Below are 23,327 nucleotides of genomic sequence, written 5' to 3' on the forward strand. Positions count from 1 at the left end.
ACCTACCATTCTCATATGGCATCTTGCTATCTCTGACACTGGTAGGTACATCAGGCATCCGGTCATTGAGTGGAGCACTCGTCGGCTTACTCATTCTTCTTGCATAAATTTACCAGATCGCCATAAACATAAATTGGGTGCTTTATCAACCCTCCAAAAAAATGGGCTCCGGCATATGGCACATTGGATATATTAGCTAAACCAGCATTGCACTAAATCTGCACAAGAAACAGCACATTCTGCTTAATTGATCCTTTGCAAAAATAAATTTGAAGCACTCAAGCCTTATCTTGAGTATAATTTTCTTGCTTGATAAATAGCTTACATCTGCTGCTTAGTTTTACACTTCAATACCACCATGATCCAACCACAAATAGTTGATGGCAATCTCTTAGATCAAGAGGTTGAGGTGATTGTGAATGCCTGGAATAGAAATATCATTCCTTGGTGGCTTTTACTGCCGCAGGGGGTTTCTGGTGCCATCAAACGCAAGGCCGGTTTGCAGCCATTTTTTGAGTTGGGTCGCATGGGAGCTATCCCTCTGGGTGGTGCGGTAAAAACATCGGCAGGCCGATTGCCTTTCAAAGCGATTATTCATGTGGCGGGCATCAGTATGTGGTGGCGCTCATCCAAACAATCCATTCAAGGCTCTGTCATCTCTGCCATGTCTTTGGTAAACCAGCATTCATTTCAATCGGTCGCCTTTCCTATTATTGGGGCTGGCACGGGCGGTTTTGGTGAAGAAGGGGCGCTTGATCTCATGGTAGAGGCACTGGCATCGCTGGATTCACCTGCCACAGTCACGCTTGTGCGCTTCAGGCCAAGGGCATTCTCCGGGTAAAAATAAAGGGGCTGATCTCGTATCATCCACCGTTCTGCAATACCTATGCAAATCTAATCATTTTTAATTAAATCTACCGATTACTTCCTGCTTCACAGAGGCAGGTTTCGCTTGGGTCTTACAACCCAAGCCAGCGCCTTCCTCTCCACAGGCTGTCACCGAACATACAGCCATAGACTGCATGCGCTGGCAGTCGCCAGCCGAACTCTCGGCCACTTGTTTCAAATTGATTGCCGCGTTCACATCCCGATCATGGTTGGCACCACATTCGGGGCACTTCCACTGGCGTACCGATAGCGGCAAGCTCTCTAACTTGTGCCCACAGGCTGAACAGGTCTTGCTGCTGGCAAACCAGCGATCAGCCACCACCACTTGCCCGCCACGCATGGCTGCCTTGTAGTGCAGTTGCCGCCGAAACTCAAAGAACCCCATATCGGATATCGAGCGTGCCAAACAGCGGTTTTTCACCATGCCACGCACGTTCAAGTCTTCAATGCCAATAATGTGAAACCGGCGCGTCAGGCTGGTAGTGAGCTGGTGCAAGGCATCCGAGCGGATATTGGCAATGCGTGCGTGCAGCTTGGCCAGTTTCGCCCTCGCCTTGTTGCGGTTGCTGGAGCCTTTTTGCTTGCGGCTTAAACTGCGTGACAAGCGCTGCAAACGCCCCAGCAGGGCTTTATGTGGCTTGGGGCCAGCGATGCTTTCTCCGGTTGAGAGCGTTGCCAACGCCGAGATACCCAAATCCACACCGACCGCGCCTTGGTTTTCAGCTTTGGGCAGGTGTGCATTGTCTGGGGTATCTACGGCAATACTGACAAACCAACGATCCGCCACACGTGAAACGGTGGCCGATAGGATTTTGCCGCTAAAGCGCAACGCCTCGCGCATCCGCACCCAGCCCAAATGGGGGATACGTATGCGACAGCCGTCGATGCTGAATTGATCGTTGCTCAGGCTGAAACGCTCATACCTGCCTTTTTTACGAAACTGCGGATACTTGGCACGCCCAGCAAAGAAGTTTTTGAAGGCATCACCCAGCTGAATAATGGCCATCTGAGGGGCATTCTTGGTCACTTCCAACATCCACGGGAACTGCTCGCGCTTGATAGCATTGAGCTGCCGACGCAAGGCTGCCTGGGATGGCTTGGGCAGGCTGGCATCAAGCTTGCAGGCTTCGTACTGCTGCGTCCACTGTGCCAGCGCCCAGTTGTAAGCAAAACGCGCCACACCTGCTGCACGGGCCAAGTAGGTGGCCTGTGCGTTATTGGGTTCGAGTGCGATACGATGGGCCATCAGCATAAGTGTTGCAATTTTGAGCGCTGTAGCCAACGATGTCCAGTGACAGAGAAGCGGATTGCCCAATTTTTGGATTGGATAGCTATTTGGATAGATATGAGAAGATTTGTATACATTTTATGAAACTGCTCGAACCCCTTCAAAGCCCTCCCCATCGGTGGGCTACGATGGGCCAAGCCACCCGTTCTCGCGGTGTCTTACCAGCCTCTATCGGGCAGCAACAGCCTGCTCACCACTCCGTTCAGAAAGCGCCAACATCTCCACCAAACCCTTACCACAGCCACAGCAAAACCATCTGCTGGCCGCCTTGTCGCCTGACGTACAAAACCGTTTGTTCCCATATCTCGAGCTAGTGCCACTGCCATTGCGCGCGCTCCTGTACGAGTCGCGGCGCCCCATGCGCCATGTATATTTCCCTACCGACTCCATCGTCTCGCTACAGTATTTAATGGAGAACGGGGCCTCCACCGCGCTCTCGGTAGTGGGCAACGAGGGCTTGCTGGGCATCACGTTGTTTCTGGGTGGCGAGAGCACACCAAGCCGCTCGCTGGTGCAAAGCGCCGGTTACGCCTACCGGCTCCCCAGACTGCGGGTGAAAGAGGAGTTCAACCGCCACGGCCAGTTGCTGCTGCTGATGCTGCGCTACACACAGTCCCTGATCACGCAAGTCTCGCAAACCGCCGTTTGCAATCGGCACCATTCCATCGACCAGCAGCTTTGCCGCTGGCTGCTGCTTTCTATGGATCGCCTGTCGCATAACCACCTGACGATGACGCAAGAATTTATCGGCAACATGCTCGGTGTTCGGCGCGAAGGCGTCACCCAAGCCGCTTTGAAATTGCAGCACTTGGGCGTGATTTCTTATTCACGCGGCCTGATCAAGGTGCTCGATCGGCCCAAGCTTGAAACGCTCAGTTGCGAGTGCTACAGCGTCGTGAAGAAAGAAACCGATCTGCTGCTGCATTACCTGCCGCAGCGCAACGTGATGGCAAATACCGACACCATCCCCACGGCGAAGCTTCCAACGGTATAGCGTTTGCGCAGAAAATGGTCTCGAACCGCACAATTGCACTTGGGTGATGCGAACAACGCGCTGTTGCTGCGCAAGCCAAAGGCAAGAGCACCAACATGCTGACTCCATAAACCCTGTATCCGTTTGATTTCATAAGCAGCCACGCGCTGAGCTACTTTATCGTATGAACATTGTCATTCTGGACGACTACCAAGACGCCGTGCGCAAACTGCACTGCACCTCCCGCCTTGATGCCTACAACATCAAGGTGTATACCAACACCGTCAAGGGGCTGGGGCAGCTGTCGGTGCGCCTCAAGGAGGCTGACATTCTGGTGCTGCTGCACGACCGCACGCCCATCAGCCGCCAATTGGTAGAAAAGCTGCCGCGTCTGCGCCTGATTGCCCAAGCGGGCCGGGTGGGCCGCCATATTGATGTGCAGGCGTGTACCGAGCGCGGCGTGGCGGTGGCAGATGGGGTCAATTTTCCGGTGGTCACGGCAGAGCTGACTTGGGCTTTGCTCATGGCGGCCATGCGCCGCTTGCCACAGTACGTGGCAAACCTCAAACATGGGGCGTGGCAGCAATCGGGCCTCAAGTCAGGTTCTATGCCGGTCAATTTTGGCCTAGGGGCGGTGCTCACCGGCAAAACCTTGGGTATTTGGGGCTATGGCCAAGTGGGGCAAATCGTGGCCGGTTATGGCCGTGCCTTTGGCATGAAGGTGTGCATCTGGGGGCGCGAGGCATCATTGGCACGGGCGCGCAAAGATGGTTTTGCCGTGGCTGCCAGCCGCGAAGCATTTTTTGCTGAATGTGATGTGGTCTCGCTGCATTTGCAACTGTGCCCCGAAACCCAAGGCACCATCACCTTAGATGATTTGTCCAGCATGAAGCCCACCGCGCTGCTGGTCAACACCTCACGCGCCGAGCTAATTGCTCCCGACACCCTGATTGCAGCGCTCAACCGGGGGCGGCCCGGCATGGCGGCGATTGATGTGTTTGAGAGCGAGCCGATTTTGCAAGGCCATGCGCTGTTGCGGTTAGAAAACTGCGTGTGTACGCCGCACATTGGTTATGTCGAGCAAGACAGCTACGAGCAATCGTTTGCTACCGCCTTTGACAACATCGTGCGCTACCTGCAAGGCACTCCCACCAATATCGTCAATCCAGGGGCCTTGCAAATGCACCGCTAAGGGACGGCGGCGGCTCTTGACGCCCCGGTGTGCGGACGTTAATCCATTCTTGGGCTACGGCCTCGCCCACGGTTTGCCGCACCAGCGTGCGCACTTCGGTGCGCAGCTTGGGAAAAATCAGCGCCGCCTGCTCTTGCACGATATGGTCGATGGCCTCGCGCAAGCGGTGCTCTAGCGAGGCTTCTACCCGTTGCAGCAGGCGCTGCACCAAACGGGCTTCTTGCTCGGCAGACAGGCTACCGGGCAACGCTGTGGCCTGCTGAAATGGCTCGGCTGCGCTGTGTGGCTGCGTGGGCGCTGTTTGTGCAGCAAAGCTGGCCTCTATGCTGTCAGCCAGGGTTGGAATGTCCAGCAGCCACGGCGGCGGGCCAGCGGGCGCGGGGCTTGCCACAGCGGCAGGCCGCTCTCGCGATGTAGGCGGCGGTGGCACTACCGGCTCACGCGGCAGCGGCACCACTTCGGTCAGGGTAGGAATAAAACGGGGTGGGGCCTTGGGGGGGCGGCTCATCGATCAGGCTCCTTGGGTGGCCAGGTCGTGGCGCACGATGTCGTAGCCGCTGACGCGGTAGCTACGCCAGCGGGCGCGGGCCTGTTGGATGTCGTGCTCGTCACTGGCGCTGACCACTTCAATTAGGCGCTCAAAGGTGTCAAAACCCAGCGGCACGGTGTCGCCCAAGTTGAGCAACACTTGGTGGTGCCGCGCTTGGCGCGGGTCGGGCAGCAGCAGCACCGGCGAGGCGGCCAGCAGCTCCTCGCTGGCATCGGCACGGCAATGGGCCACAAAGTCTTGCGGCGCAAGTTGCCAGAGCATATCGTCGAGCAGCGCCAGCGTGTCGGCAGGGCCGGTTATTACCAGCCGCTGTTCATGGCGCAGCACCTTGCGCGCCACCCGGCAAGCATAGGCCAGTTTGTCGGGGGCATGAAAATGAAAGGCGATCTGCGTCATGATGGTGCTGGGCAGGCTCAAGCGGCGCGTGGCGTGCTGGCCTTGGCGCGGGGGGCGCGGGCGGGTTTAGCAGGTTTGGCGGGTGCAGGGGCCGCAGCTTGGGGCGCAGCAGCTTGCAGCAGGTATTGCACCAGCAAGCCCACCGGACGGCCCGTAGAGCCTTTGGCGGCACCGCTTTTCCAAGCCGTGCCCGCAATGTCTAGATGCGCCCAAGGGGTGCCATCGACAAACTTTTGCAAAAACTTGGCTGCCGTGATGGAGCCAGCGGGACGCCCACCCACATTGGCCATATCGGCAAAGTTGGACTTCAGCCCTTCGGCGTAATCGTCGTCCAGCGGCAAACGCCAGCAGGGGTCTTGCGCGGCCTCACCGGCGGTTTGCAAGGCACTGGCCAACGCATCGTCAGTAGCAAACAGGCCGCTGCGCACGCCACCCAAGGCAATCACGCAGGCGCCCGTGAGCGTGGCAATGTCGATGATGGCGCTGGGCTTGAAGCGGGCCGCGTAGGTCAGGGCATCGCACAGCACCAAACGGCCTTCGGCATCGGTGTTGAGGATTTCAATGGTCTGGCCGCTCATGCTGGTCACTACATCGCCGGGTTTGACGGCACGACCACTGGGCATGTTTTCGCAGGCGGCAATCAAACCGACCACGTTGATCTCTGGTTGCAGTTCGGCCAGCGCTTGGAACACCCCCAGCACGCTGGCAGCGCCGCACATATCAAACTTCATCTCGTCCATCTCAGCGCCGGGCTTGAGCGAGATGCCGCCGCTGTCAAAGGTGATGCCCTTGCCCACCAGCACGATGGGCGCTTGGGATTTGGCCGCGCCGTGGTAGCGCAACTCAATAAAGCGCAGCTCCTCGTGGGTGCCTTGGGCCACGGCCATAAAAGCGCCCATGCCCAGTTTGCTCACTTCGGCAGGCCCCATTACCTTGCAGTCGATGTTGGGCTGCTTAGCCAAGTCTTTGGCGACATGGGCCAACAGCGTGGGCGTGGCATGGTTGCCGGGGCGGTTGCCCCATTCACGCGCCAGCTCGACGCCGGTGGCAATAGCCACGCTCTGGTGGAAAGCATCGGCCACAGTGGCGGTGTCGGCCACACCCACCAACACTCGTTGCAGGCTGCGGGCTTCGGCCTTGGACTTGGTGGCGGTATAAACGTAGCTGGCTTGCGACAGGGCCGCCACGGCTGCGGCCACCGCAGCAGCCTGCACCGGGCCAGCAAAGCAAAGCACGGCACGCTTGGGCGCTCCAGCGCTTAAGGCACCGGCCAGCGCTTGCACGCCTTGGCGCACGCCCGCTGGCTGGCCGTTGCCCACGCCTGCCAGCACCACGCGGCGGGCAGCTACGGTGGGCACTTGGTAGCACGGCAGCACCTTGCCCGCCTTGGTTTGCAAATCACCGGCCTTGATGGCTCCAGCTACTAAGGTAGAAAGGGCATCGCTGCCGGGGGTAAAGCCGTCGGCCACCAGCACGATCAGCAGATCGCATTTTTCGGTGGCGGCTGTAGACAGCGTAAGGGTTTTTAAGTCGAAGTTCATAATGCGCCTTTTGTTTTCAAGCAATGTTATTCGATTCATCCATCCGCAAAGAGCTGGCACGCAGCTTCGGTGCCTCCTTGGTGGTGCTGGTCACGGTGGTGATGACCATGATGCTGATTCGCACCTTGGGTCAAGCCGCACGCGGCAATGTCAGTCCTTCGGATGTGATGCTGGTCATGGGCTTTACCGTATTGGGCCAGTTGCCCACGTTACTGAGTCTGTGCCTGTTTGTGGCCATTGTCAGTACCTTGTCGCGGATGTACCGCGACAGCGAAATGGTCATCTGGTTTGCCAGTGGCCGGGGCCTGTTTAATTTTTTGGGGCCGCTGCTGCGCTTTGCGTGGCCGGTGCTGCTGGCTATTGCCCTGCTGGCCTTGCTAGTCTGGCCTTGGGCCAATCAGCAAATTGAGACCCTCAAGCTGCAATACGAGCAACGCAGCGACATCGACCGCATTGCACCGGGTGAGTTTCAAGAGTCGGCCAACGGCAGCCGCGTCTTTTTTATTGACCGCGACAGCACCGCAGGCGATGTAGCTAGCAATGTGTTTATTGCTGCCACCGACCCCAAAGGCGAAGCCATCACCTCAGCACGTGGTGCCCGGATAGAAGTGCGCGATGGCGAGCGTTTAGTCATTTTGAGCGATGGCCGCCGCCTAGAAACCGCAACAGCAAACGACAAACCCGGTATCAAAATCAGCCAATTTGTCGAATACGGCACGCGCATTGGCACTGCCGCGACCCACAACACCGAAGCGGGGCCAGTCAAAACCATCAGCACGATGCAATTGCTGGCCCAAGGCCAGCCGGTGGAGCTGGCCGAGGTGGGCTGGCGCGTTGGGCTGGCCTTGGCAGGCTTGAACTTTGTACTGCTGGCACTGGCACTGGCCAGCGTCAACCCACGTGCCAGCCGCAGCGGCAACCTGCTGCTGGCCCTGTTTACTTTTATTGTCTATTACAACCTACTGAGCTTGGGCCAAAGCTGGGTGGGTGCGGGCCGCATCACACTGCTGCCTTTTCTGCTGCTGCTGCATGGCAGCACGCTGGTGCTGGCTGGGGTCTGGCTTACCGCACGCCACTACCATTGGCATCCGCGCTACTGGTGGCACCGTCGGAGCGCTGCATGAAAACCATCCGTCGTCTCATCCACCGCGAAGTACTGGCGGCGGTGGGCTTTGTCACGCTGGGGTTTCTGGCGTTGTTTTTCTTTTTTGATCTGGTCGATGAGTTGCGCTGGGTGGGACGCAGCCCTGCTGGTGGCTACCAGTTGCCCCAAGCGCTGCTGTTTGTAACGCTGGCACTGCCTAACCACCTGTATGAGTTGTTGCCCATCACGGTGCTAATTGGCACCATCTTTGTCATGGCCCGGCTGGCGCAAAGCTCCGAGTTCACCATCATGCGCACCAGTGGACTGGGGCCTTGGCGCGCCTTGCGTACCTTGCTCACGCTGGGGGGGCTTTTTGTGCTGCTCACCTTTGCTATCGGTGATTATCTGGCCCCACTGGCCGACCGGGCCGCACAGTTGGTCAAGGCGCGCTACCAAGGGGTGCTCACCACCGGGGCCACGGGGGCTTGGCTGCGCGAGACCCAGGGCGAGAATTCTTTTGTGGTTAATGTGCGCGCTATTGGCCCAGACGGGCACATGCAGGGGTTGCGGGTTTTTGGCTTTGATACCCAAGGGCGCATGGTGTCACGCACCGATGCGGCTGGGGCGCAGTTTGCACCCGAAGGCGGCTGGCTGTTGCAGCAGATTCGCCACACCAGCTACGAACTGGCTCAAGGTGATACACCAGCCCACGTGGGGGTGCTAGAACTGGCGCAATGGCACTGGCCGACCCAGATCAGCGCCGACATGGTGGCTGCGGCGGTGCTCAAGCCTGACCGCATGGCCACGATTGATCTGTTCCAGTACATACGCCACCTAGAGGCCAACGGCCAAGCGGCGCAGCGCTACGAGATTGAGTTTTGGCGCAAGGTGTTTTACCCCATCAGTTGCTTGGTGATGGTGGTGCTGGCGCTGCCCTTTGCCTATCTGCATTTCCGCTCGGGTGGCATTGCCAGCTATGTTTTTGGCGGCGTGATGGCAGGTATCAGCTTCTTTTTACTCAACAACGTGTTTGGCTTTGTGGGCAATTTGCAGCATTGGGCACCTTGGGTAGCGGCGGCAGTGCCGGGGCTGCTGTATTCCTTGTTGTCACTGGCAGCTTTTGGCTGGTTGGTGCTGCGCCGTTAAGCCGGTGGTTTTTTTATCCTTTGATGTTGCCCATGCCTAACTCTGTTCACGGCGTTATTTTGTTTGCCCATGGCTCGCGCGATCCTTTGTGGCGTACGCCAATGGAGGCTGTGCGCGACCGCATTGCCGCTACCCAGCCGCAGGTGCTGGCCTGTTGTGCCTATTTGGAGTGTTGCCAGCCGGATCTGGCGCAGGCCGTGCAGCAATTGCACGCACAGGGGCTGCGCTCCATCACCGTAGTGCCGATGTTCTTGGGCACCGGCAAACACGCCCGCGAAGACCTGCCGCAACTGGTAGAGGCCTTGCGCCTTGCCCACCCCGACATCCTGTTGACGGTGCAACCCGCCATTGGCGAAGACCCCCGCATGACGGCCCTGATGGCCGACATTGCCAGCACGCCACCACCATTGGCAGGCATCTTATAGATCAATAGTACATAATGATGCAATTCTTTATAAGAACAGAATATGAATCTGCATCAATTTCGCTTTGTACAAGAGGCGGCGCGTCGCAATCTCAACCTGACCGAGGCGGCCAAGGCTCTGCACACCTCGCAGCCGGGGGTATCTAAGGCCATCATCGAGTTAGAAGATGAATTGGGCGTAGAAATTTTTGCCCGCCACGGCAAGCGGCTCAAACGCATTACCGAGCCGGGCCAGCATGTACTGCGCAGCATTGAGCTCATCATGGGCGAGGTCAGTAACCTCAAGCGCATTGGCGAGCAGTTCAGCGCCCAAGACAGCGGCACCCTGAGCATTGCCACCACCCACACCCAAGCGCGCTATGTGCTGCCGCTGCCAGTGGCGCGCCTGCGCGAGGCCTATCCCAAGGTGAATGTCAGCCTGCACCAAACCACGCCCGACCAAGTGGCGCGCATGGTGATTGACGAGGTGGCTGAGATTGGCATGGCCACCGAATCGCTGGCCGACTACCCCGAACTGGTCACGCTGCCCTGCTACGAGTGGCAGCACGTACTGGTGCTACCCCCCGGCCATCCACTGGCGCAAAAAGAGCGCATTGCTGTAGAAGACATTGCCCACGAGCCGCTGATTACCTACCACCCCTCGTTTACCGGGCGCGGTAAGATCGACGCCGCTTTTGCTGCACGCCGCCTGCAACCGCGTGTCGCCCTCGAGGCGATTGATTCGGACGTGATTAAAACCTATGTGCGCCTAGGCTTGGGCATTGGCATCGTGGCCGAAATGGCCATGCGCGATGACCCGGTGGGTGATCTGGTGGTGCGCCCGGTAGGGCATCTGTTTGGGCAAAGCGTAGCGCGGGTGGCCTTTAAGCGCGGGGCCTATCTGCGCAACTTTGTCTATAAGTTTGCCGAACTCATCAGCGACCGCCTGACCCGCGACTTGGTAGCCCGCGCCATGACCGGCCATGTCAACGACTACGAACTTTGAGCCGTGATAGATGCCCACTCCAGCCCTTAGGCCAAAGTGGGCAGCGCAGGCTTAGTGGCGGAAGTGGCGCACGCCCGTAAAGACCATTGCCACGCCGTGCTCGTTGGCGGCATCGATCACTTCTTGGTCGCGCATAGAGCCACCGGGCTGGGCGATGCAGGTGGCACCAGCGTTCACCACCACATCCAGACCATCGCGGAACGGGAAGAACGCATCACTGGCGACTACAGTGCCTTCCAGCGACAAATCAGCCGCTTGGGATTTGATGTCGGCAATACGGGCCGAATCAAGGCGGCTCATCTGGCCTGCGCCCACGCCCATCGTCATGCCGTTTTTGCAGAAGACGATGGCGTTGCTCTTAACGTACTGGGCCACCTTCCACGCAAACAGCAGGTCTTGCAGTTCACTGGGGGTCGGTTGCTTGACGGTCACCACCTTCAGGTCAGCCAACGTGAGCACATGGTTGTCTGCCGTTTGCATCAGGATACCGGAGCCAATGCGCTTGGTTTCGAGAGCATTGCGCACGTTGCCGTAGTTATTGGGCAAGGCAATTTGCATCAAGCGCACATTGACTTTGCCCTTGAACACTTCCAAGGCTTCGTCAGTGAAGTTGGGGGCCATCAGCACTTCAACAAACTGCTTAGATACCGCCTGAGCGGCTGCGCCATCCACCGGGCGGTTAAAGGCAATGATGCCGCCAAAGGCGCTGGTGGGGTCAGTTTGGAAGGCTTTGGTGTAGCACTCCAATGGGTTTTGGCCCACGGCCACACCGCAGGGGTTGGCGTGCTTGACGATCACGCAGGCAGGCTCTTCAAAGCTCTTGACACATTCCCATGCAGCATCGGCGTCGGCAATGTTGTTGTAGCTCAGTTCTTTGCCCTGCAATTGCACACCAGTAGCCAACGAACCGACCTGCGGCTGCATATCGCGGTACCAAGCGGCTTGCTGGTGGCTGTTCTCACCATAGCGCAGGTCTTGCATCTTGGCGGTGTACATATTGGCTTGGCCGGGGAACACGGCCATTTGCGGCACATAGTCTTCGCTGAGTTTGTCTTCTTCAAACTGCACGCTCGACAGGTAGTTGCTGATGGCACCGTCATATTGGCTGATGCGGTTAAACGCGGCCACCGACAGGCTAAAGCGCAAGGCGTTGGACAGCTTGCCCAGCGTTTGCAGTTCGTCGATCACGGCGGGGTATTGGCTGGCGTCGGTGATAACACCCACGTCTTGCCAGTTTTTGGCTGCCGAGCGCACCATGGCGGGGCCACCGATGTCGATGTTCTCGATGGCGTCGGCCAGCGTGCAGCCCATTTTGGCTACCGTGGCTTCAAACGGGTACAAATTGACCACCAGCAGGTCGATGGTGTCAATGCCATGCTCTTGCAACGCGGCCATGTGGGCGGGCAAGTCGCGGCGGGCCAGCAGGCCGCCATGCACCTTGGGGTGCAGGGTTTTGACGCGGCCATCGAGCATTTCTGGAAACTGGGTCACTTCGGCCACTTCGGTCACGGGCAGGCCCGCATCCGCCAACAGCTTGGCAGTGCCACCAGTGGACAGCAATTGCACATTCAAGGCGTGCAGCGCTTGGGCAAATTCGACAATGCCAGTTTTGTCGGAGACGGAAAGGAGTGCTCTCATCATGTGGGTGTGGGGGGGTTGGTAAAGGGAAAAAAAGAAAGCGGGGCTGAACTGCTCAGAGCATCTGGTGTTCTACCAGCTTTTTGCGCAAGGTGTTACGGTTCAAACCCAACCATTGCGCAGCCCGCGACTGGTTGTGCTCGGCTTGCGCCATCACCACTTCGAGCATGGGCTTTTCGACCAAGCGCAACACCATGTCGTACACATCGACCGGGGTTTCGCCGTCCAGATCGCAAAAGTAGTCTTGCAGACTATCGCGCACGGATTCTTCAAGGGTAGGTTTGCTCATGCAGCCAGTGTTTCGGGTTCGGTCAAGGAGGCACAGGCCACGGGCAGACGCTCCATCTGTTGGCCTAGGGCGGCAAAATAGTCATCCACAGCCTGCGCTTGCGTGGCGCAGTCGTCCACCGTGTTGATGTGCTGGCGCAGCGCCTCGCCACCGGGCAAGCCGCACACATACCAAGCGATGTGCTTGCGCGCACTGCGCACACCGGTCAGCTCACCATACAGGTGGTAGTGGTCTTGCAGGTGCTCTAGCAGCAGGTGGCGCACCTCGGCCACGGTGGGCGGGAGCAAATGCTGGCCGGTAGCTAAAAAGTGGCCGATCTCGCGGAAAATCCAAGGCCGCCCTTGGGCCGCACGGCCTACCATCAGCGCATCAGCACCGGTGGCGGCCAGTACGGCACGGGCTTTTTCGGGGCTGTCAATATCACCATTGGCTACCACGGGCACTTGCACCGCCTGCTTGACGGCGGCGATGGTGTCGTATTCGGCTTGGCCTTTGTAGCCCTGTTCGCGGGTGCGGCCATGCACGGTGAGCATTTGGATACCCACGGCTTCAAACTGGCGTGCCAGCGCCACCGCATTTTTGTGCTGCTGGCACCAGCCGGTACGCATTTTGAGCGTGACGGGCACGCCATGTGGCGCACAAGCGGCTACCACAGCGGCAGCAATTTCTACCGCCAAGGCTTCGTTTTGCATCAATGCCGAACCGGCCCATTTGTTGCACACCTTTTTGGCTGGGCAGCCCATGTTGATGTCGATGATTTGTGCACCCCGGTCGATGTTGTACACGGCGGCTTCGGCCATCATGGCCGCATCGGTGCCCGCAATTTGCACGGCAATTGGGCCTGGTTCGCCGTCGTGGTTGGCGCGGCGCGAGGTTTTAAGGCTGTTCCACAGGTCTTTGCGCGAAGTCACCATCTCACTGACCGCATAGCCTGCACCCAAGGCGCGGCAAAGCTGGCGGAAGGGCCGGTCGGTCACGCCCGCCATCGGGGCAGCAAACAAACGGTTTTCCAAAGGGATGGGGCCAATGTGCATGGGGCAAGGCAAGAGAAATCGGGCAGCAACTGCTGAAAAAGGAGGCAGGATTGTAGCTGCTTAAATTTTCAGCAAAGCAACGTTGTTGGCCCCACTACACTGCTGTCCATGATCGAAATTTGGCTGCAACACCTGCTAGAACTGTTGGCGCTGCCGCAGTTGGGCCTGAGCACGGTTTTTGTGGTCTCGTTTATCTCGGCCACGCTGCTGCCACTGGGTTCGGAGCCGGTGGTGTTTGGCCTGGTTAAGCTCAACCCAACGCTGTTTTGGCCGACGATTGCCGTAGCCACCGTGGGCAATACGCTTGGAGGGGCCGTGAGTTGGTGGATGGGACTGGGTGCGCACCGTGCGTGGCAACTGGCACGCCAGCAAGCCCCCGTGCCAGAAAAACGCCAGCCCCGCTCGCGCCACGAGCGTATCGCCCGCGTCTGGCTGCGCCGCTTTGGTGCCAAAGCCTGCCTGCTCAGTTGGCTGCCCGGTGTGGGCGACCCACTGTGCGCTGTGGCAGGCTGGCTGCAATTGCCCTTTTGGCCTTGCGTGGGCTATATGGCGGTGGGCAAGCTGCTGCGCTACATCGTCATGACCAGCAGCTTGCTCTACCTGTTTCCGACGCTGGGCGCGGGCTAAAACAGCACTTAAGCTGCAGGAGGCAACAGGGTGTTCCAGTCGAGGGTTTGGGTGGTATCGGCCAGCACGGCCAGCGCCTGCTCTGTAGCATCGAAAGGCTCGCGGGCTGCCAGTTGGGCTTCTAGTACCTCTACGGTGGCCTCGGAGGCATTGCGGCCCTTGGCCAAACGGCGCTGCACGCGCTCGCGCAATACGTCTGCCGGTGCATCAAAGGCCAAAATGCGGCAGGGCACCTGCTGTTGTACTGCCACAGCGATCAATTGCGCCCGCTGGCGCTGGGCCAAAAAGGTGGCATCCACTAGCACCGGAAAACCCGCTTGCAGCACCTGTGCCGCCAGTAACGCCAACTGCTCGTAGGTGCGCTGGGTGGCGTCAGCGGTGTAGATGCCACCGGGCACCACGTCGGCACTAGAGGCCGTGGGAGCCAGACCAAACAAACGCTTGCGCTCAGCATCGGCGCGCAAGCGCACCATGCCGCGCTGGGCTACCAGTTGGGCGCTGTGGCGGCTCTTGCCCGAACCCGAAACACCGTTAGCCAGCCACAGCCAGCGCCCACGCGGCTGGCGCAGTTGCTCGGCCAGCGCCATGTAGCGGCGCACTTCTTGCCAGACTTCGGCTTGCGCGGCTTCGCCTTGCACCTGCCCCAAACGGAAACCGGCCACCATCGCCCGCACCAAGGCCCGGTAGACCAAATACCACGGCAGCAGTTGCAAGCCAGCGTAATCGCCCGACTGCTCTAGCCATGCATTGAGAAAATGCCAAGCCAAATCAGGGCGGCCTTGGGCGTGCAAGTCCATCACCAAAAAAGCGCCATCGGCCATGGTGTCAATCCAGCGCAGCGCCTCGCTGAACTCGATGGCATCAAACAATTGCGGCGTACCGCCAAGCAGTACCAGATTGCCCAAATGCAAATCACCGTGGCCTTCGCGCACATGGCCTTCTTGTTGGCGCTGGGCCAACAGCGGCATCAGGCGCTCGCCTTCTTGCTGCGTCCAAGCACTCAGGGCGGCCAGCGTGGCCCGGTCGGCATCGTTGAGTGGCAAGCGGGCCAAGGCATCTAAGTTGGCTTGAGACTGCTGGCGCACCACCATCGGATTGCCCCAATCGCTGCCCGCCGGGGCCACCGCCGCTTGGGCGTGCAATTGCGCAACCTGCTCGGCCAAGGCGTTGAGATGACTGGTTTCTAACCGACCAGCAGCCAGTTGTTGCGCCAGCAGTTGGTCGGCACCAAAGCGCTGCATCTGCACGCCGTATTCGATCACATCAGCCTGCTCTGATGCCGTCAACTGGGCCAGCGGCACCAAGCGGGGCGATTCCTGCGGCCCCAGCACCGCCACCACAGATTGGTACAACTGGGGTGCCGTGCGGGCATTAATGCGCAGCTCTTCTAGGCAGGCATGGTGGCGCAACGCCAAAGTGCTGAAATTCAAAAAGCCCATATCCAGCGGTTTTTTGAACTTGACGGCTTGCCCACCGGCCAGCACCACCCAAGAGATATGGGTTTCGGTACAAGTGGCCTCCGGGGCCAAGGCGTGGGGGCCTTGCAATAGTTGCTGTAGCCAAAGGGGGCGTTGGTTGGTGTCAGACATGATGGGCAAGGTACAACGCTGGGTTGCATTCAAAAATGAAAAGAAGTTGCCATTTTCGCCTTCTCGCCCGCTTTTTTATCAGCGGGCCAGCTCCCTCTGCCAAGGCTTGTGCAACAACACATAGGCCAAGCCCCCAATCACCACGCCCCAAAAGGCCGAACCCAAGCCCCACAGAGTCATGCCCGAAGCCGTGGCAAGAAAGGTGATGATCGACGCCTCACGGTGATCGACCTCATTGACAGCATTGACCAAGCTGCCCGCAATCGCCCCAATCAATGCCAGCCCAGCCAGCACGGCAATCAAGGCTTTGGGCAAGGCTGCAAACAGCAAAATGATGGTGCTGGCAAAGGTGCCGCCCACCAGATAAAACAGGCCATTGGCCATACCAGCTATGTAGCGCTTATCGGCCTGCTCATGGGCATCTTTGCCGGTACACAAGGCCGCCGTGATCGCGGCAATCACAATGCTGATGCCACCAAAACAAGCCACCGCCAAAGAGGCCACGCTGGTCGCCACAATGATGGGCCGGGCCGGGGTGCCATAGCCCGCACCGCGCAAAATCGCCATGCCGGGCAAATACTGCCCGGTCACGCTCACCAGCACCAAGGGCACGGCCAAGCTCAGGGTGGCCCCCCAAGTCCATTCTGGAGTGATCAGGGTGGGGCGGGCCAACGTCCATTGCACCCCCGACAGGCTCACGCCCTCCAGCACCACCGCCAGCCCTAAACCGGCCAGCAGCAAAATAATCAAACAATAGCGCGGCAGCAGGCGGCGGAACAACAGGTAAATGCCCATCATCGCCAGCGTGAGCACCGGGGTTGTTTTGACTGCCTGAAAAGCCCCGACACCAAACTGGAACAAAATCCCAGCCATCATCGCGCTGGCAATGCCCTTGGGGATCAGCCCAATCAGCTTGTCAAAATAGCCCGACAGCCCAATCAGCAAAATGACCACCCCGGCCACCAAATAGGCCCCCACGGCCTGCTCTAACGTGATGGCCGGAAACAACGTGACCAACAGCGCAGTGCCTGGTGCCGACCACGCCGTGACCACCGGCACCTTGAGCCACCAACTGAGCAGCAGCCCTGACAACCCCGCACCGAATGAAATCGCCCAGACCCACGACGACATCATCTCTGGCGAGACCTGCGCGCTTTGCCCAGCCTGAAAAAAGATGACCAACGGCCCCGCATAAGAAATAATCACCGCCAGCAAACCAGCGGTGAAGGCAGAGATAGAAAAATCCTGATGTAAGCTCACTTGTTCCGTCCTGTCGCCAGACATACCTACCGGCAAGAACCAAAGACAAAACCCCCAGCCGCAGCACGGATGGGGGTAAGGATGGGCTAGGCCGATCAGCTGGCGGTGGCGGGCACAGCAGTCAACGTACCGTGGGGCTGGCGGTTTTCTCGCACACTAAACACCACCATCGCCACCATCGCAATCGCTCCAGGGATCGCAAAAGCAATAAAGTTCAGTTGCAGTGGCAATTGCGCTGTCATCAATGCGCCGCCCAGCAGCGGGCCGACAATCGCGCCATTGCGGCCAATGCCCGAAGCCCAGCCCAGCCCGGTAGAACGGATAGATAGGCCATAGTATTGGGCTGTGCCTGCGTACAACAGGATTTGCGTACCGATGGTGGTAGCACCCGCGATAAAAATCAGGAAGTACAGCAGCGGGGTTGGGCTTTTAAAGCCCAACAAGCTGATAGATACCGCAGCGGCCAAGAAGAAGCCCACCATCACCTTGCTCAGGTTAAAGCGGTCGCCCAGCCAGCCACCCAAAATAGCACCGGCCATGCCGCCAAAGTTGAGTGCCAGCATAAAGCTCAAGCTAGAACCCAAGCTGTAACCGGCATTGGCCATCAGCTTAGGCAGCCAAGAGCCCAGCGCATAGACCATCAACAGGCAGCAAAAGAACGCCAGCCACAGGCACAGCGTGCCCAGCAAACGGCCCTCGCGAAACAACTCCAGCACCGAAGCCGCTTTGTCGCCCTTGTTGCCGCTACCAGCCAGCACCAATTCATCTTGCGCCGTAAAGGTGCGGCTAGGCTCCATACGGCCCAGCAGCTTGCGCGCGTCATCGTGGCGGCCTTGGCGCACCAAAAAGCCCAGCGACTCCGGCAGAAAATACAAGATGAAGGGCAACGCCACCAGCGGCACCGCAGCGACAAAAAACATCCAGCGCCAGCCCAACTCAGGCAACATATAAATGCCCACCCCAGCGGCCAACATACCGCCCAAAGAATAGCCGCTGAACATCACTGCGACCAGCGTGCTACGCAGGCGCTTGGGCGCATATTCGTTCATCAAGGCCACGGCATTGGGCATCAGGCCACCACAACCCAGACCGGCGATGAAGCGAAAGATGCCAAACTCGGTGGGCGTGCGGGCAAAGCCATTGACGATGGTGGCACAGGAAAACAGCGCAAAGCAAATGGCAATGCCTTTTTTGCGGCCAATTTTGTCGGCCAGCGGGCCAAAAAACATGGCCCCGGCCATCATGCCAAACAAGGCATAACTGCCTAAGGCACCGGCTTGCAAGGGGCTAAGGCTCCACTCCTTCATGATGGCAGGCAACACCACGCCAAAAATGAACAGGTCGTAACCGTCAAAAATCAGCACCAAAGCACACAGGCACATCACCATCCAGTGAAAGCGGTTGAACTTGGCATGATCGACGACGCCGTGAACATCGACTTTTTGCATGTTTGTCTCTCTTTATAAAGTTTTATGCACATGAAAAATCCGGGGCCTTAGCGCACCACCCCGGTATAGAACGAACCCCGTGGCCTGCCTTAGCCCAAGTCGCCGCCGCCCACCGGCAGCGTCACGCCGGTGATGTAAGAAGCCTCGTCCGAGGCCAAAAACACAATCGCGCCCACCTGCTCATCAATGGTTCCGTAGCGCTTCATCAGGCTCGATTGCACGGTTTGGTCGATGATTTGCTGGTACCAAACCTTTTCTTGCTCGGTTTGCTCGGCAGCATTGCGTGGAATGCGCCGGGGTGGGGCCTCGGTGCCGCCGGTGGCAATGGCATTGACGCGCACACCGCGCTGGGCGGTTTCAAAGGCCAAACAAGCGGTCAAGGCATTGACGCCGCCCTTGGCCGCGCCATAGGGCACGCGGTTAATGGCACGGGTAGCAATCGACGACACATTGACAATAGAACCACTGCCCTGTGCCAGCATTTGCGGCAGCGCGGCATGGCAGCACCACAAAGTAGGAAACAATGAGCGGCGCACCTCGGCCTCAATCTCATCGACTTGGTAGTGCTCAAACGGTTTGGCCCAAATGGTGCCGCCCACGTTGTTGATGAGCACATCTATGCGGCCAAAATGCGCTACCGCCGCCTGCATGGTGCGCTGGCAATCGGTGGCCTGTTCCATATCGGCGGTGAGTACCAGCACCGGGGTTTGTGGGTGGCTGCTAGCGAGTTCGTCGCGCAGCTCATAGACCAGCTCAGAGCGATCTACCAGCACCAGCTTGGCCCCCTCATCGGCCAAGCGCAGGGCGACGCCTCGGCCTATGCCTTGGGCTGCGCCCGTGACCACTGCTACTTTGTCCTGAAAACGTGGTTTCATCGTAAACACCATCACAAAAAGGCCCGTACAGCGGGCCTCAAGAAGAACAAATGCGCAGGCGCGTCAAACGCTGGCGGAGAATTTTTCGTAATAGAAGTTGGCCGGTTTCACGCCCTGCTCGCGCATAAACTGGTTCACGGCATCGACCATCGGCGGCGGGCCGCACAGATAGACGTCCACATTGCCGTCGTGCAGTTGCTCTGGGGTGATGTACTGCGTGACATAACCTTTGTGCGGGTGCGCGCTCTCGGCACTGGCGACGCAGGTGGCAAAGCTAAAGTTGGGGATGCGCGCCGCAAAGGCTTGCAGCTTGTCCACTTCCACCAAATCGGCATCGTGGGTAACGCCGTAAATCAGGTGCAAAGGATGGGGGCTGCCCTGCTCGGCAATTTTTTCTAGCATGGCGGTAAACGGTGCCAACCCCGTGCCACCAGCCAGCAGCAACAAGGGGCGCTGAATGTCGCGCAGATAAAAACTGCCCAGCGGCCCGGTCAGGCCGATGGCATCGCCGGGCTGTGCGCTGCCGCTGAGGTAGCTGCTCATCAAACCGCCGGGCACATTGCGGATCAAAAACGATACTGCACCATCCTGCACCAGCGAACTGAAAGAGTAGGCGCGCGCTTGCTCAGTGCCGGGCACTTGCAAATTGACATACTGGCCGGGCAAAAAGCCTAGCTTCTTTAAGCTATCGCCTTCAATGCTCAAGGCAATGGTGCTGGGCGAGAGCGCACGCACCTCGCGGATGCGGGCATCGTAGTGGGCGGGCTGCGTGCGGCAGGCAGCCGACGAGGCGGGCACGCGCACCACGCAATCGCTGCTGGCGCGCATTTGGCAAGTGAGAACATAGCCTTGAGCGGCTTCTTCTTGCGTCAGGGCCTCGTCGATGTACTCGCCTTGGGTGTATTGGCCCGACTCGGCAAAGCACTTACAGGTGCCACAGGCACCATCACGGCAATCCAAAGGAATATTAACCCCTTGGCGGTAGGCGGCATCGGCCACGGTTTCAGTGGGCGAAGCGTCGATGAAGCGGGTAACACCGTCTTCAAATTGAAACGCAATGTGGTGGCTCATGGTATTGGATGTGACCGGGGGCCTAGCCCCGGCCCAAGGCTCAAATGTGATAGACGTCAATGACGTGGCTGATGTAGTCGTTTTTCAGTACGACGTACTTGCGCACGATCACCGGCTGCGCGCCCGACACATCCAATGTGTACTCGGAGGTGCCAAAGTAGCTGTCGGTGGTGTGGTTGCGAAAGCTCAGGGTGTGCCAGTTAAAGCGCACCTTGAGTTGGCTGCCCTCTTGCGAGAGGATTTCGACGTTGCTGGTTTGGTGCAGCGTGCGTGGCAGCGGCACACTGGCCGAAGAGCGCTCGGTGCGGATGCGGAAGATGCGGTCTTCCAAGCCCGTACGGTTGGGGTAGTAGATCAGCGAGATTTCGGTTTGCGGGTCGCGGGTCAGGGCACCGTCATCGTCCCACGAGGGCATCCAAAACTCGGCGTCGGGGCTGTAGCAGGCCAGCCAGTCGTCCCATTGCTGGTCATCCAGAGTGCGCGCTTCACGGTACAAGAAAGCGTGGACTTGTTCCATTGTCAAGGTCATGGTGGTGCCTCTTATTTGTCGGTGTTGTTGGCAGCCACGGCGCGCTGCATGGTCTCAAACCAGTAACGGTGTTGCTCGGTGTACAAACCTTCGTCTTCGGTTTTGACACCGCTCAAGTTAGGGCGCAGGTCGATGGCCTTGGCGGCCTCGTCGGCCCCTTGCACCCAATGCGTAGCACCACGGGACATATCGTTCCAAGGCAGGGCGGCACCAGCAAAGCCTTCTTGGCAGGCACGGAACTCGTCCAAATCGTCGGGCGTCGCCATGCCCGAGGCGTTAAAGAAGTCTTCGTACTGGCGAATGCGGTGCGCACGCGCTTCTGCTGATTCGCCCTTGGGCGCAATGCAATAAATAGTGACTTCGGTCTTGTCCACCGAAATGGGGCGCAGCACGCGAATTTGCGAGCTGAACTGGTCCATCAGATACACGTTGGGGTACAGGCACAGGTTGCGCGAGTTGCTAATCATCCAATCGGCACGGGCCTGGCCGCAGCGCTCAATCAGATCATCGCGGTATTGGTAGGCGGGGCGGTCTTGCGGATTGGCCCAGCGCGTCCACAGCAGCATGTGGCCGTGGTCAAAAGAATAGAAACCGCCACCATTTCTGGCCCAGTTGCCCGCATCCATCGCCTTGATTTGGTCATCGACCACGGCTTGCTTGCGGTGGTTGGTGGTGGCAGCGTAGTTCCAATGCACGGCGGTCACGTGGTAGCCGTCAGCACCATTTTCAGCCTGCACCTTCCAATTGCCATTGAAGGTATAGGTGGAGGAGCCGCGCAACACTTCCAAGCCATCGACAGACTGGTCAACAATCATGTCGATGATTTTGGTGGATTCGCCCAAAAATTCGGTCAAGGGTTTGACATCTTCATTCAGGCTGCCAAACAGAAACCCCCGGTAGCTTTCAAATCTGGCTATTTTCTTCAGGTCATGGCTGCCTTCTTTATTGAAATGCTCTGGATAACCCGCATCAGTGGCATCTTTCACTTTGAGCAGCTTGCCACTATTATTGAACGTCCAGCCGTGAAAGGTGCAGGTAAAGTTAGCCTTGTTGCCTTTTTTGTGCCGGGCCAGTGTGGCACCCCGATGCGAACAAGCATTGACAACTGCATTCAACTCGCCCTGCTTATTGCGGGTGATGATGATTGGCTGGCGGCCAATATAGGTGGTGTAGTAATCGTTGGGGTTAGGAATCTGGCTCTCGTGGGCCAAATAGATCCAGTTGCCCTCAAAGATATGCTGCATTTCCAACTCGAACAGTTCCGGGTCGGTAAAGGCAGCACGGTTGATTTTATAAATGTGCTGGCTTTTATCTTCTACCAGCATCTGATCGAGTCGTGCTTGTACGCTGATGCTGGGCGCAGGAATACTCATAATGTCTCCTTGTGGTTTTTTCGATGTTGTCAGGGTTTACCCTGAATTTGCCATCACTTCGCTTTAACAATCAAAGTTAATGCGCACAATGAATATCTTATGAATAAAGTTATAAACAGCGCAAAGACTGTTTTCAACCGACTTGATACCCAAAAGGTATAGACATGGACTTAAGACACCTCAAATACTTTGTGGCTGTAGCTGAAGAGCGCAGCTTTACCCGTGCCGCCGAGCGCTTGCACATTTCACAACCGCCACTGAGCCGCCAGATTCAGCAGCTAGAAGAGGAGGTGGGCCAGCCCCTGATTGACCGCGAGGCCCGCCCCCTGCACCTGACCGAGGCCGGGCGTTTTTTTTATGCCCGTGCCGTGCGGCTGCTAGAGCAGTTTCACGAAACCATTGCCATGACACGGCGCATTGCCCAGACCGACAAGCGCTTGGTATTGGGCTTTGCTGCCTCTACCATGTATGGGGCGTTGCCGCACATCGTGCGCATGTTCCGCGCCACCCAGCCGCACACCGAACTGGTGTTGCTAGAGCGCACCTCGGTGCAGCAGATTGAAGACCTCAATGCCGGGCGCATTGATGTTGGTTTTGGGCGCATTCGCCTCGATAACCCCAACGTCAAACGCGAGGTGTTGCGCCAAGAGCCTCTGGTGCTGGCCATGCCCTGCGAGCACCCGCTGGCCAGCGACAGCAGCCCGCTCAGTTTGACGGCCATCAAGCCCTATCCGTTGCTGATTTACCCACGCCAGCCCCGGCCCAGCTATGCCGATCAGGTGCTGTCCATTTGCCACGATTTGGGCATTGAGCCGGGCGCAGTGCATGAAGTCAATGAGATGCAAACTGCCTTAGGGCTGGTGGCCTCTGGCATGGGGCTGTGCGTGGTGCCTGCGGGGGTACAAAAATTGCGCCGCGAAGATGTGGTCTATCGCCCCCTAACCGAAGCCAGTGCGGTCTCGCCCATCATCATGAGCACGCGGCTGCACGACCGCTCGCCCGACTTGCTGCTGCTGCGCACCTTGATTGATGAGGTTTACCTCGAAGGCGTCTATCCGGGCAAGGTGGCAGCCCCACTGCCAGCGCCAGCCCCCAGCACGGGCGCATAACCAGCCCCCGGCTTGGGC

23 protein-coding genes are annotated in these 23,327 nt (G+C 58.5%); 9 read left to right on the forward strand and 14 right to left on the reverse strand.

The features are described 5' to 3' along the window. Positions 1-358: 358 nt before the first annotated feature. Positions 359-841 (forward strand): macro domain-containing protein, encoded by a 483-nt coding sequence (locus tag BMX55_RS12005; RefSeq protein ID WP_218144489.1) that lies wholly within the window; start codon positions 359-361, stop codon positions 839-841. A 63-nt stretch (positions 842-904) separates the two neighbouring features. Here the strand turns inward: BMX55_RS12005 and BMX55_RS12010 are convergent, their stop codons facing one another. Beyond that, a complete protein-coding gene (locus BMX55_RS12010; protein ID WP_245751421.1) occupies positions 905-2,134 on the reverse strand; it encodes an RNA-guided endonuclease InsQ/TnpB family protein in 1,230 nt (409 codons plus the stop codon). 400 nt (positions 2,135-2,534) lie between these two features. On the opposite strand from BMX55_RS12010, the gene BMX55_RS12015 reads away from it, so the two are divergent. Next, on the forward strand, positions 2,535-3,170 hold the full coding sequence (locus BMX55_RS12015) for a Crp/Fnr family transcriptional regulator (protein WP_342707684.1): 636 nt from the start codon (positions 2,535-2,537) through the stop codon (positions 3,168-3,170). Positions 3,171-3,333: 163 nt separating this feature from the next. Further along, positions 3,334-4,341, forward strand: a complete 1,008-nt coding sequence (locus tag BMX55_RS12020) for a D-2-hydroxyacid dehydrogenase family protein (RefSeq protein ID WP_091458048.1) — start codon at positions 3,334-3,336, stop codon at positions 4,339-4,341. Here the strand turns inward: BMX55_RS12020 and BMX55_RS12025 are convergent. The 3 genes from BMX55_RS12025 to BMX55_RS12035 are packed head-to-tail and all read right to left on the reverse strand — an operon-like array spanning position 4,310 to position 6,828. Further along, positions 4,310-4,849 (reverse strand): hypothetical protein, encoded by a 540-nt coding sequence (locus BMX55_RS12025; protein WP_177172892.1) that lies wholly within the window; start codon positions 4,847-4,849, stop codon positions 4,310-4,312. The genes BMX55_RS12020 and BMX55_RS12025 overlap by 32 nt on opposite strands. A 3-nt stretch (positions 4,850-4,852) precedes the next feature. After that, positions 4,853-5,287 (reverse strand): DNA polymerase III subunit chi, encoded by a 435-nt coding sequence (locus BMX55_RS12030; RefSeq protein ID WP_091458106.1) that lies wholly within the window; start codon positions 5,285-5,287, stop codon positions 4,853-4,855. Between the two features lie 17 nt (positions 5,288-5,304). Next, positions 5,305-6,828 (reverse strand): leucyl aminopeptidase, encoded by a 1,524-nt coding sequence (locus BMX55_RS12035; RefSeq protein ID WP_091458049.1) that lies wholly within the window; start codon positions 6,826-6,828, stop codon positions 5,305-5,307. A gap of 23 nt (positions 6,829-6,851) precedes the next feature. Between BMX55_RS12035 and lptF the strand changes: the two genes are divergently transcribed. From lptF to BMX55_RS12055, 4 genes are read left to right on the forward strand one after another with little or no spacing between them, the layout of a single operon-like run. Further along, entirely contained in the window at positions 6,852-7,952 is a 1,101-nt protein-coding gene (lptF, locus tag BMX55_RS12040; RefSeq protein WP_091458051.1) for an LPS export ABC transporter permease LptF, read from the forward strand. Then, positions 7,949-9,058 carry an LPS export ABC transporter permease LptG gene (gene lptG / locus BMX55_RS12045; protein ID WP_091458052.1) on the forward strand — a complete coding sequence of 370 codons (1,110 nt, stop codon included), beginning with the start codon at positions 7,949-7,951 and terminating at the stop codon, positions 9,056-9,058. The genes lptF and lptG overlap by 4 nt, the downstream gene beginning before the upstream one ends. A 32-nt stretch (positions 9,059-9,090) precedes the next feature. Next, positions 9,091-9,483: a sirohydrochlorin chelatase gene (locus tag BMX55_RS12050; RefSeq protein ID WP_091458108.1), complete on the forward strand. Its 393-nt coding sequence runs from the start codon at positions 9,091-9,093 to the stop codon at positions 9,481-9,483. A 42-nt stretch (positions 9,484-9,525) separates the two neighbouring features. Continuing rightward, a complete protein-coding gene (locus tag BMX55_RS12055) occupies positions 9,526-10,467 on the forward strand; it encodes a CysB family HTH-type transcriptional regulator (protein ID WP_091458055.1) in 942 nt (313 codons plus the stop codon). A 51-nt stretch (positions 10,468-10,518) separates the two neighbouring features. Here BMX55_RS12055 and purH read toward each other — a convergent pair whose 3' ends face one another. Genes purH through dusB form a run of 3 tightly spaced genes read right to left on the reverse strand, consistent with a single transcriptional unit; the run spans position 10,519 to position 13,428 of the window. After that, complete coding sequence (gene purH / locus BMX55_RS12060; RefSeq protein WP_091458057.1) at positions 10,519-12,105, reverse strand: bifunctional phosphoribosylaminoimidazolecarboxamide formyltransferase/IMP cyclohydrolase; 1,587 nt, start codon at positions 12,103-12,105, stop codon at positions 10,519-10,521. 55 nt (positions 12,106-12,160) lie between these two features. Continuing rightward, the gene (locus BMX55_RS12065) at positions 12,161-12,394 is read right to left on the reverse strand and encodes a Fis family transcriptional regulator (protein ID WP_091458059.1); all 234 of its coding nucleotides are present in this window, start codon (positions 12,392-12,394) and stop codon (positions 12,161-12,163) included. Further along, positions 12,391-13,428, reverse strand: coding sequence for a tRNA dihydrouridine synthase DusB (dusB, locus tag BMX55_RS12070; protein WP_091458060.1), 1,038 nt, complete (start codon positions 13,426-13,428; stop codon positions 12,391-12,393). Before dusB ends, BMX55_RS12065 begins: the two co-directional genes overlap by 4 nt. A 108-nt stretch (positions 13,429-13,536) precedes the next feature. Here dusB and BMX55_RS12075 point away from each other — a divergent pair, with 108 nt between their 5' ends. Beyond that, a complete protein-coding gene (locus BMX55_RS12075) occupies positions 13,537-14,055 on the forward strand; it encodes a YqaA family protein (protein ID WP_245751423.1) in 519 nt (172 codons plus the stop codon). An 8-nt stretch (positions 14,056-14,063) separates the two neighbouring features. On the opposite strand, the gene BMX55_RS12080 is transcribed toward BMX55_RS12075, so the two are convergent. The 7 genes from BMX55_RS12080 to benA all read right to left on the reverse strand — a co-directional run bounded on the left by BMX55_RS12080 (position 14,064) and on the right by benA (position 22,200). Further along, complete coding sequence (locus tag BMX55_RS12080) at positions 14,064-15,644, reverse strand: bifunctional aminoglycoside phosphotransferase/ATP-binding protein (RefSeq protein ID WP_091458062.1); 1,581 nt, start codon at positions 15,642-15,644, stop codon at positions 14,064-14,066. Between the two features lie 78 nt (positions 15,645-15,722). Then, positions 15,723-16,904, reverse strand: a complete 1,182-nt coding sequence (locus BMX55_RS12085; protein WP_245751425.1) for a benzoate/H(+) symporter BenE family transporter — start codon at positions 16,902-16,904, stop codon at positions 15,723-15,725. Between the two features lie 95 nt (positions 16,905-16,999). Beyond that, entirely contained in the window at positions 17,000-18,352 is a 1,353-nt protein-coding gene (locus tag BMX55_RS12090) for an MFS transporter (protein WP_091458066.1), read from the reverse strand. A gap of 89 nt (positions 18,353-18,441) precedes the next feature. After that, positions 18,442-19,227, reverse strand: coding sequence for a 1,6-dihydroxycyclohexa-2,4-diene-1-carboxylate dehydrogenase (locus BMX55_RS12095; protein ID WP_091458112.1), 786 nt, complete (start codon positions 19,225-19,227; stop codon positions 18,442-18,444). Positions 19,228-19,290: 63 nt separating this feature from the next. After that, positions 19,291-20,298 (reverse strand): benzoate 1,2-dioxygenase electron transfer component BenC, encoded by a 1,008-nt coding sequence (gene benC, locus BMX55_RS12100; protein WP_091458068.1) that lies wholly within the window; start codon positions 20,296-20,298, stop codon positions 19,291-19,293. 40 nt (positions 20,299-20,338) lie between these two features. Further along, positions 20,339-20,827: a benzoate 1,2-dioxygenase small subunit gene (benB, locus tag BMX55_RS12105; RefSeq protein WP_091458070.1), complete on the reverse strand. Its 489-nt coding sequence runs from the start codon at positions 20,825-20,827 to the stop codon at positions 20,339-20,341. An 11-nt stretch (positions 20,828-20,838) separates the two neighbouring features. Beyond that, on the reverse strand, positions 20,839-22,200 hold the full coding sequence (benA, locus tag BMX55_RS12110) for a benzoate 1,2-dioxygenase large subunit (protein ID WP_091458072.1): 1,362 nt from the start codon (positions 22,198-22,200) through the stop codon (positions 20,839-20,841). Between the two features lie 164 nt (positions 22,201-22,364). Between benA and BMX55_RS12115 the strand changes: the two genes are divergently transcribed. Beyond that, the gene (locus tag BMX55_RS12115) at positions 22,365-23,309 is read left to right on the forward strand and encodes a LysR family transcriptional regulator (protein ID WP_091458073.1); all 945 of its coding nucleotides are present in this window, start codon (positions 22,365-22,367) and stop codon (positions 23,307-23,309) included. Positions 23,310-23,327 lie beyond the last annotated feature (18 nt).

The organism is Giesbergeria anulus (genome assembly GCF_900111115.1).
GTDB classification, from domain to species: Bacteria; Pseudomonadota; Gammaproteobacteria; order Burkholderiales; family Burkholderiaceae_C; genus Simplicispira; species Simplicispira anulus.

What these genes read in the sequence shown, in the direction of transcription:
- BMX55_RS12010 (WP_245751421.1), bottom strand. Translation starts at nt 2,134, where the DNA reads ATGGCCCATCGTATCGCACTCGAACCCAATAACGCACAGGCCACCTAC.
- BMX55_RS12095 (WP_091458112.1), bottom strand. Translation starts at nt 19,227, where the DNA reads ATGAAACCACGTTTTCAGGACAAAGTAGCAGTGGTCACGGGCGCAGCC.
- BMX55_RS12075 (WP_245751423.1), top strand. Translation starts at nt 13,537, where the DNA reads ATGATCGAAATTTGGCTGCAACACCTGCTAGAACTGTTGGCGCTGCCG.
- benC (WP_091458068.1), bottom strand. Translation starts at nt 20,298, where the DNA reads ATGAGCCACCACATTGCGTTTCAATTTGAAGACGGTGTTACCCGCTTC.
- BMX55_RS12080 (WP_091458062.1), bottom strand. Translation starts at nt 15,644, where the DNA reads ATGTCTGACACCAACCAACGCCCCCTTTGGCTACAGCAACTATTGCAA.
- BMX55_RS12035 (WP_091458049.1), bottom strand. Translation starts at nt 6,828, where the DNA reads ATGAACTTCGACTTAAAAACCCTTACGCTGTCTACAGCCGCCACCGAA.
- BMX55_RS12005 (WP_218144489.1), top strand. Translation starts at nt 359, where the DNA reads ATGATCCAACCACAAATAGTTGATGGCAATCTCTTAGATCAAGAGGTT.
- BMX55_RS12115 (WP_091458073.1), top strand. Translation starts at nt 22,365, where the DNA reads ATGGACTTAAGACACCTCAAATACTTTGTGGCTGTAGCTGAAGAGCGC.
- BMX55_RS12030 (WP_091458106.1), bottom strand. Translation starts at nt 5,287, where the DNA reads ATGACGCAGATCGCCTTTCATTTTCATGCCCCCGACAAACTGGCCTAT.
- purH (WP_091458057.1), bottom strand. Translation starts at nt 12,105, where the DNA reads ATGAGAGCACTCCTTTCCGTCTCCGACAAAACTGGCATTGTCGAATTT.
- BMX55_RS12050 (WP_091458108.1), top strand. Translation starts at nt 9,091, where the DNA reads ATGCCTAACTCTGTTCACGGCGTTATTTTGTTTGCCCATGGCTCGCGC.
- lptF (WP_091458051.1), top strand. Translation starts at nt 6,852, where the DNA reads ATGTTATTCGATTCATCCATCCGCAAAGAGCTGGCACGCAGCTTCGGT.
- BMX55_RS12025 (WP_177172892.1), bottom strand. Translation starts at nt 4,849, where the DNA reads ATGAGCCGCCCCCCCAAGGCCCCACCCCGTTTTATTCCTACCCTGACC.
- benB (WP_091458070.1), bottom strand. Translation starts at nt 20,827, where the DNA reads ATGACCTTGACAATGGAACAAGTCCACGCTTTCTTGTACCGTGAAGCG.
- BMX55_RS12015 (WP_342707684.1), top strand. Translation starts at nt 2,535, where the DNA reads ATGCGCCATGTATATTTCCCTACCGACTCCATCGTCTCGCTACAGTAT.
- lptG (WP_091458052.1), top strand. Translation starts at nt 7,949, where the DNA reads ATGAAAACCATCCGTCGTCTCATCCACCGCGAAGTACTGGCGGCGGTG.
- BMX55_RS12090 (WP_091458066.1), bottom strand. Translation starts at nt 18,352, where the DNA reads ATGCAAAAAGTCGATGTTCACGGCGTCGTCGATCATGCCAAGTTCAAC.
- benA (WP_091458072.1), bottom strand. Translation starts at nt 22,200, where the DNA reads ATGAGTATTCCTGCGCCCAGCATCAGCGTACAAGCACGACTCGATCAG.
- BMX55_RS12055 (WP_091458055.1), top strand. Translation starts at nt 9,526, where the DNA reads ATGAATCTGCATCAATTTCGCTTTGTACAAGAGGCGGCGCGTCGCAAT.
- BMX55_RS12065 (WP_091458059.1), bottom strand. Translation starts at nt 12,394, where the DNA reads ATGAGCAAACCTACCCTTGAAGAATCCGTGCGCGATAGTCTGCAAGAC.
- dusB (WP_091458060.1), bottom strand. Translation starts at nt 13,428, where the DNA reads ATGCACATTGGCCCCATCCCTTTGGAAAACCGTTTGTTTGCTGCCCCG.
- BMX55_RS12020 (WP_091458048.1), top strand. Translation starts at nt 3,334, where the DNA reads ATGAACATTGTCATTCTGGACGACTACCAAGACGCCGTGCGCAAACTG.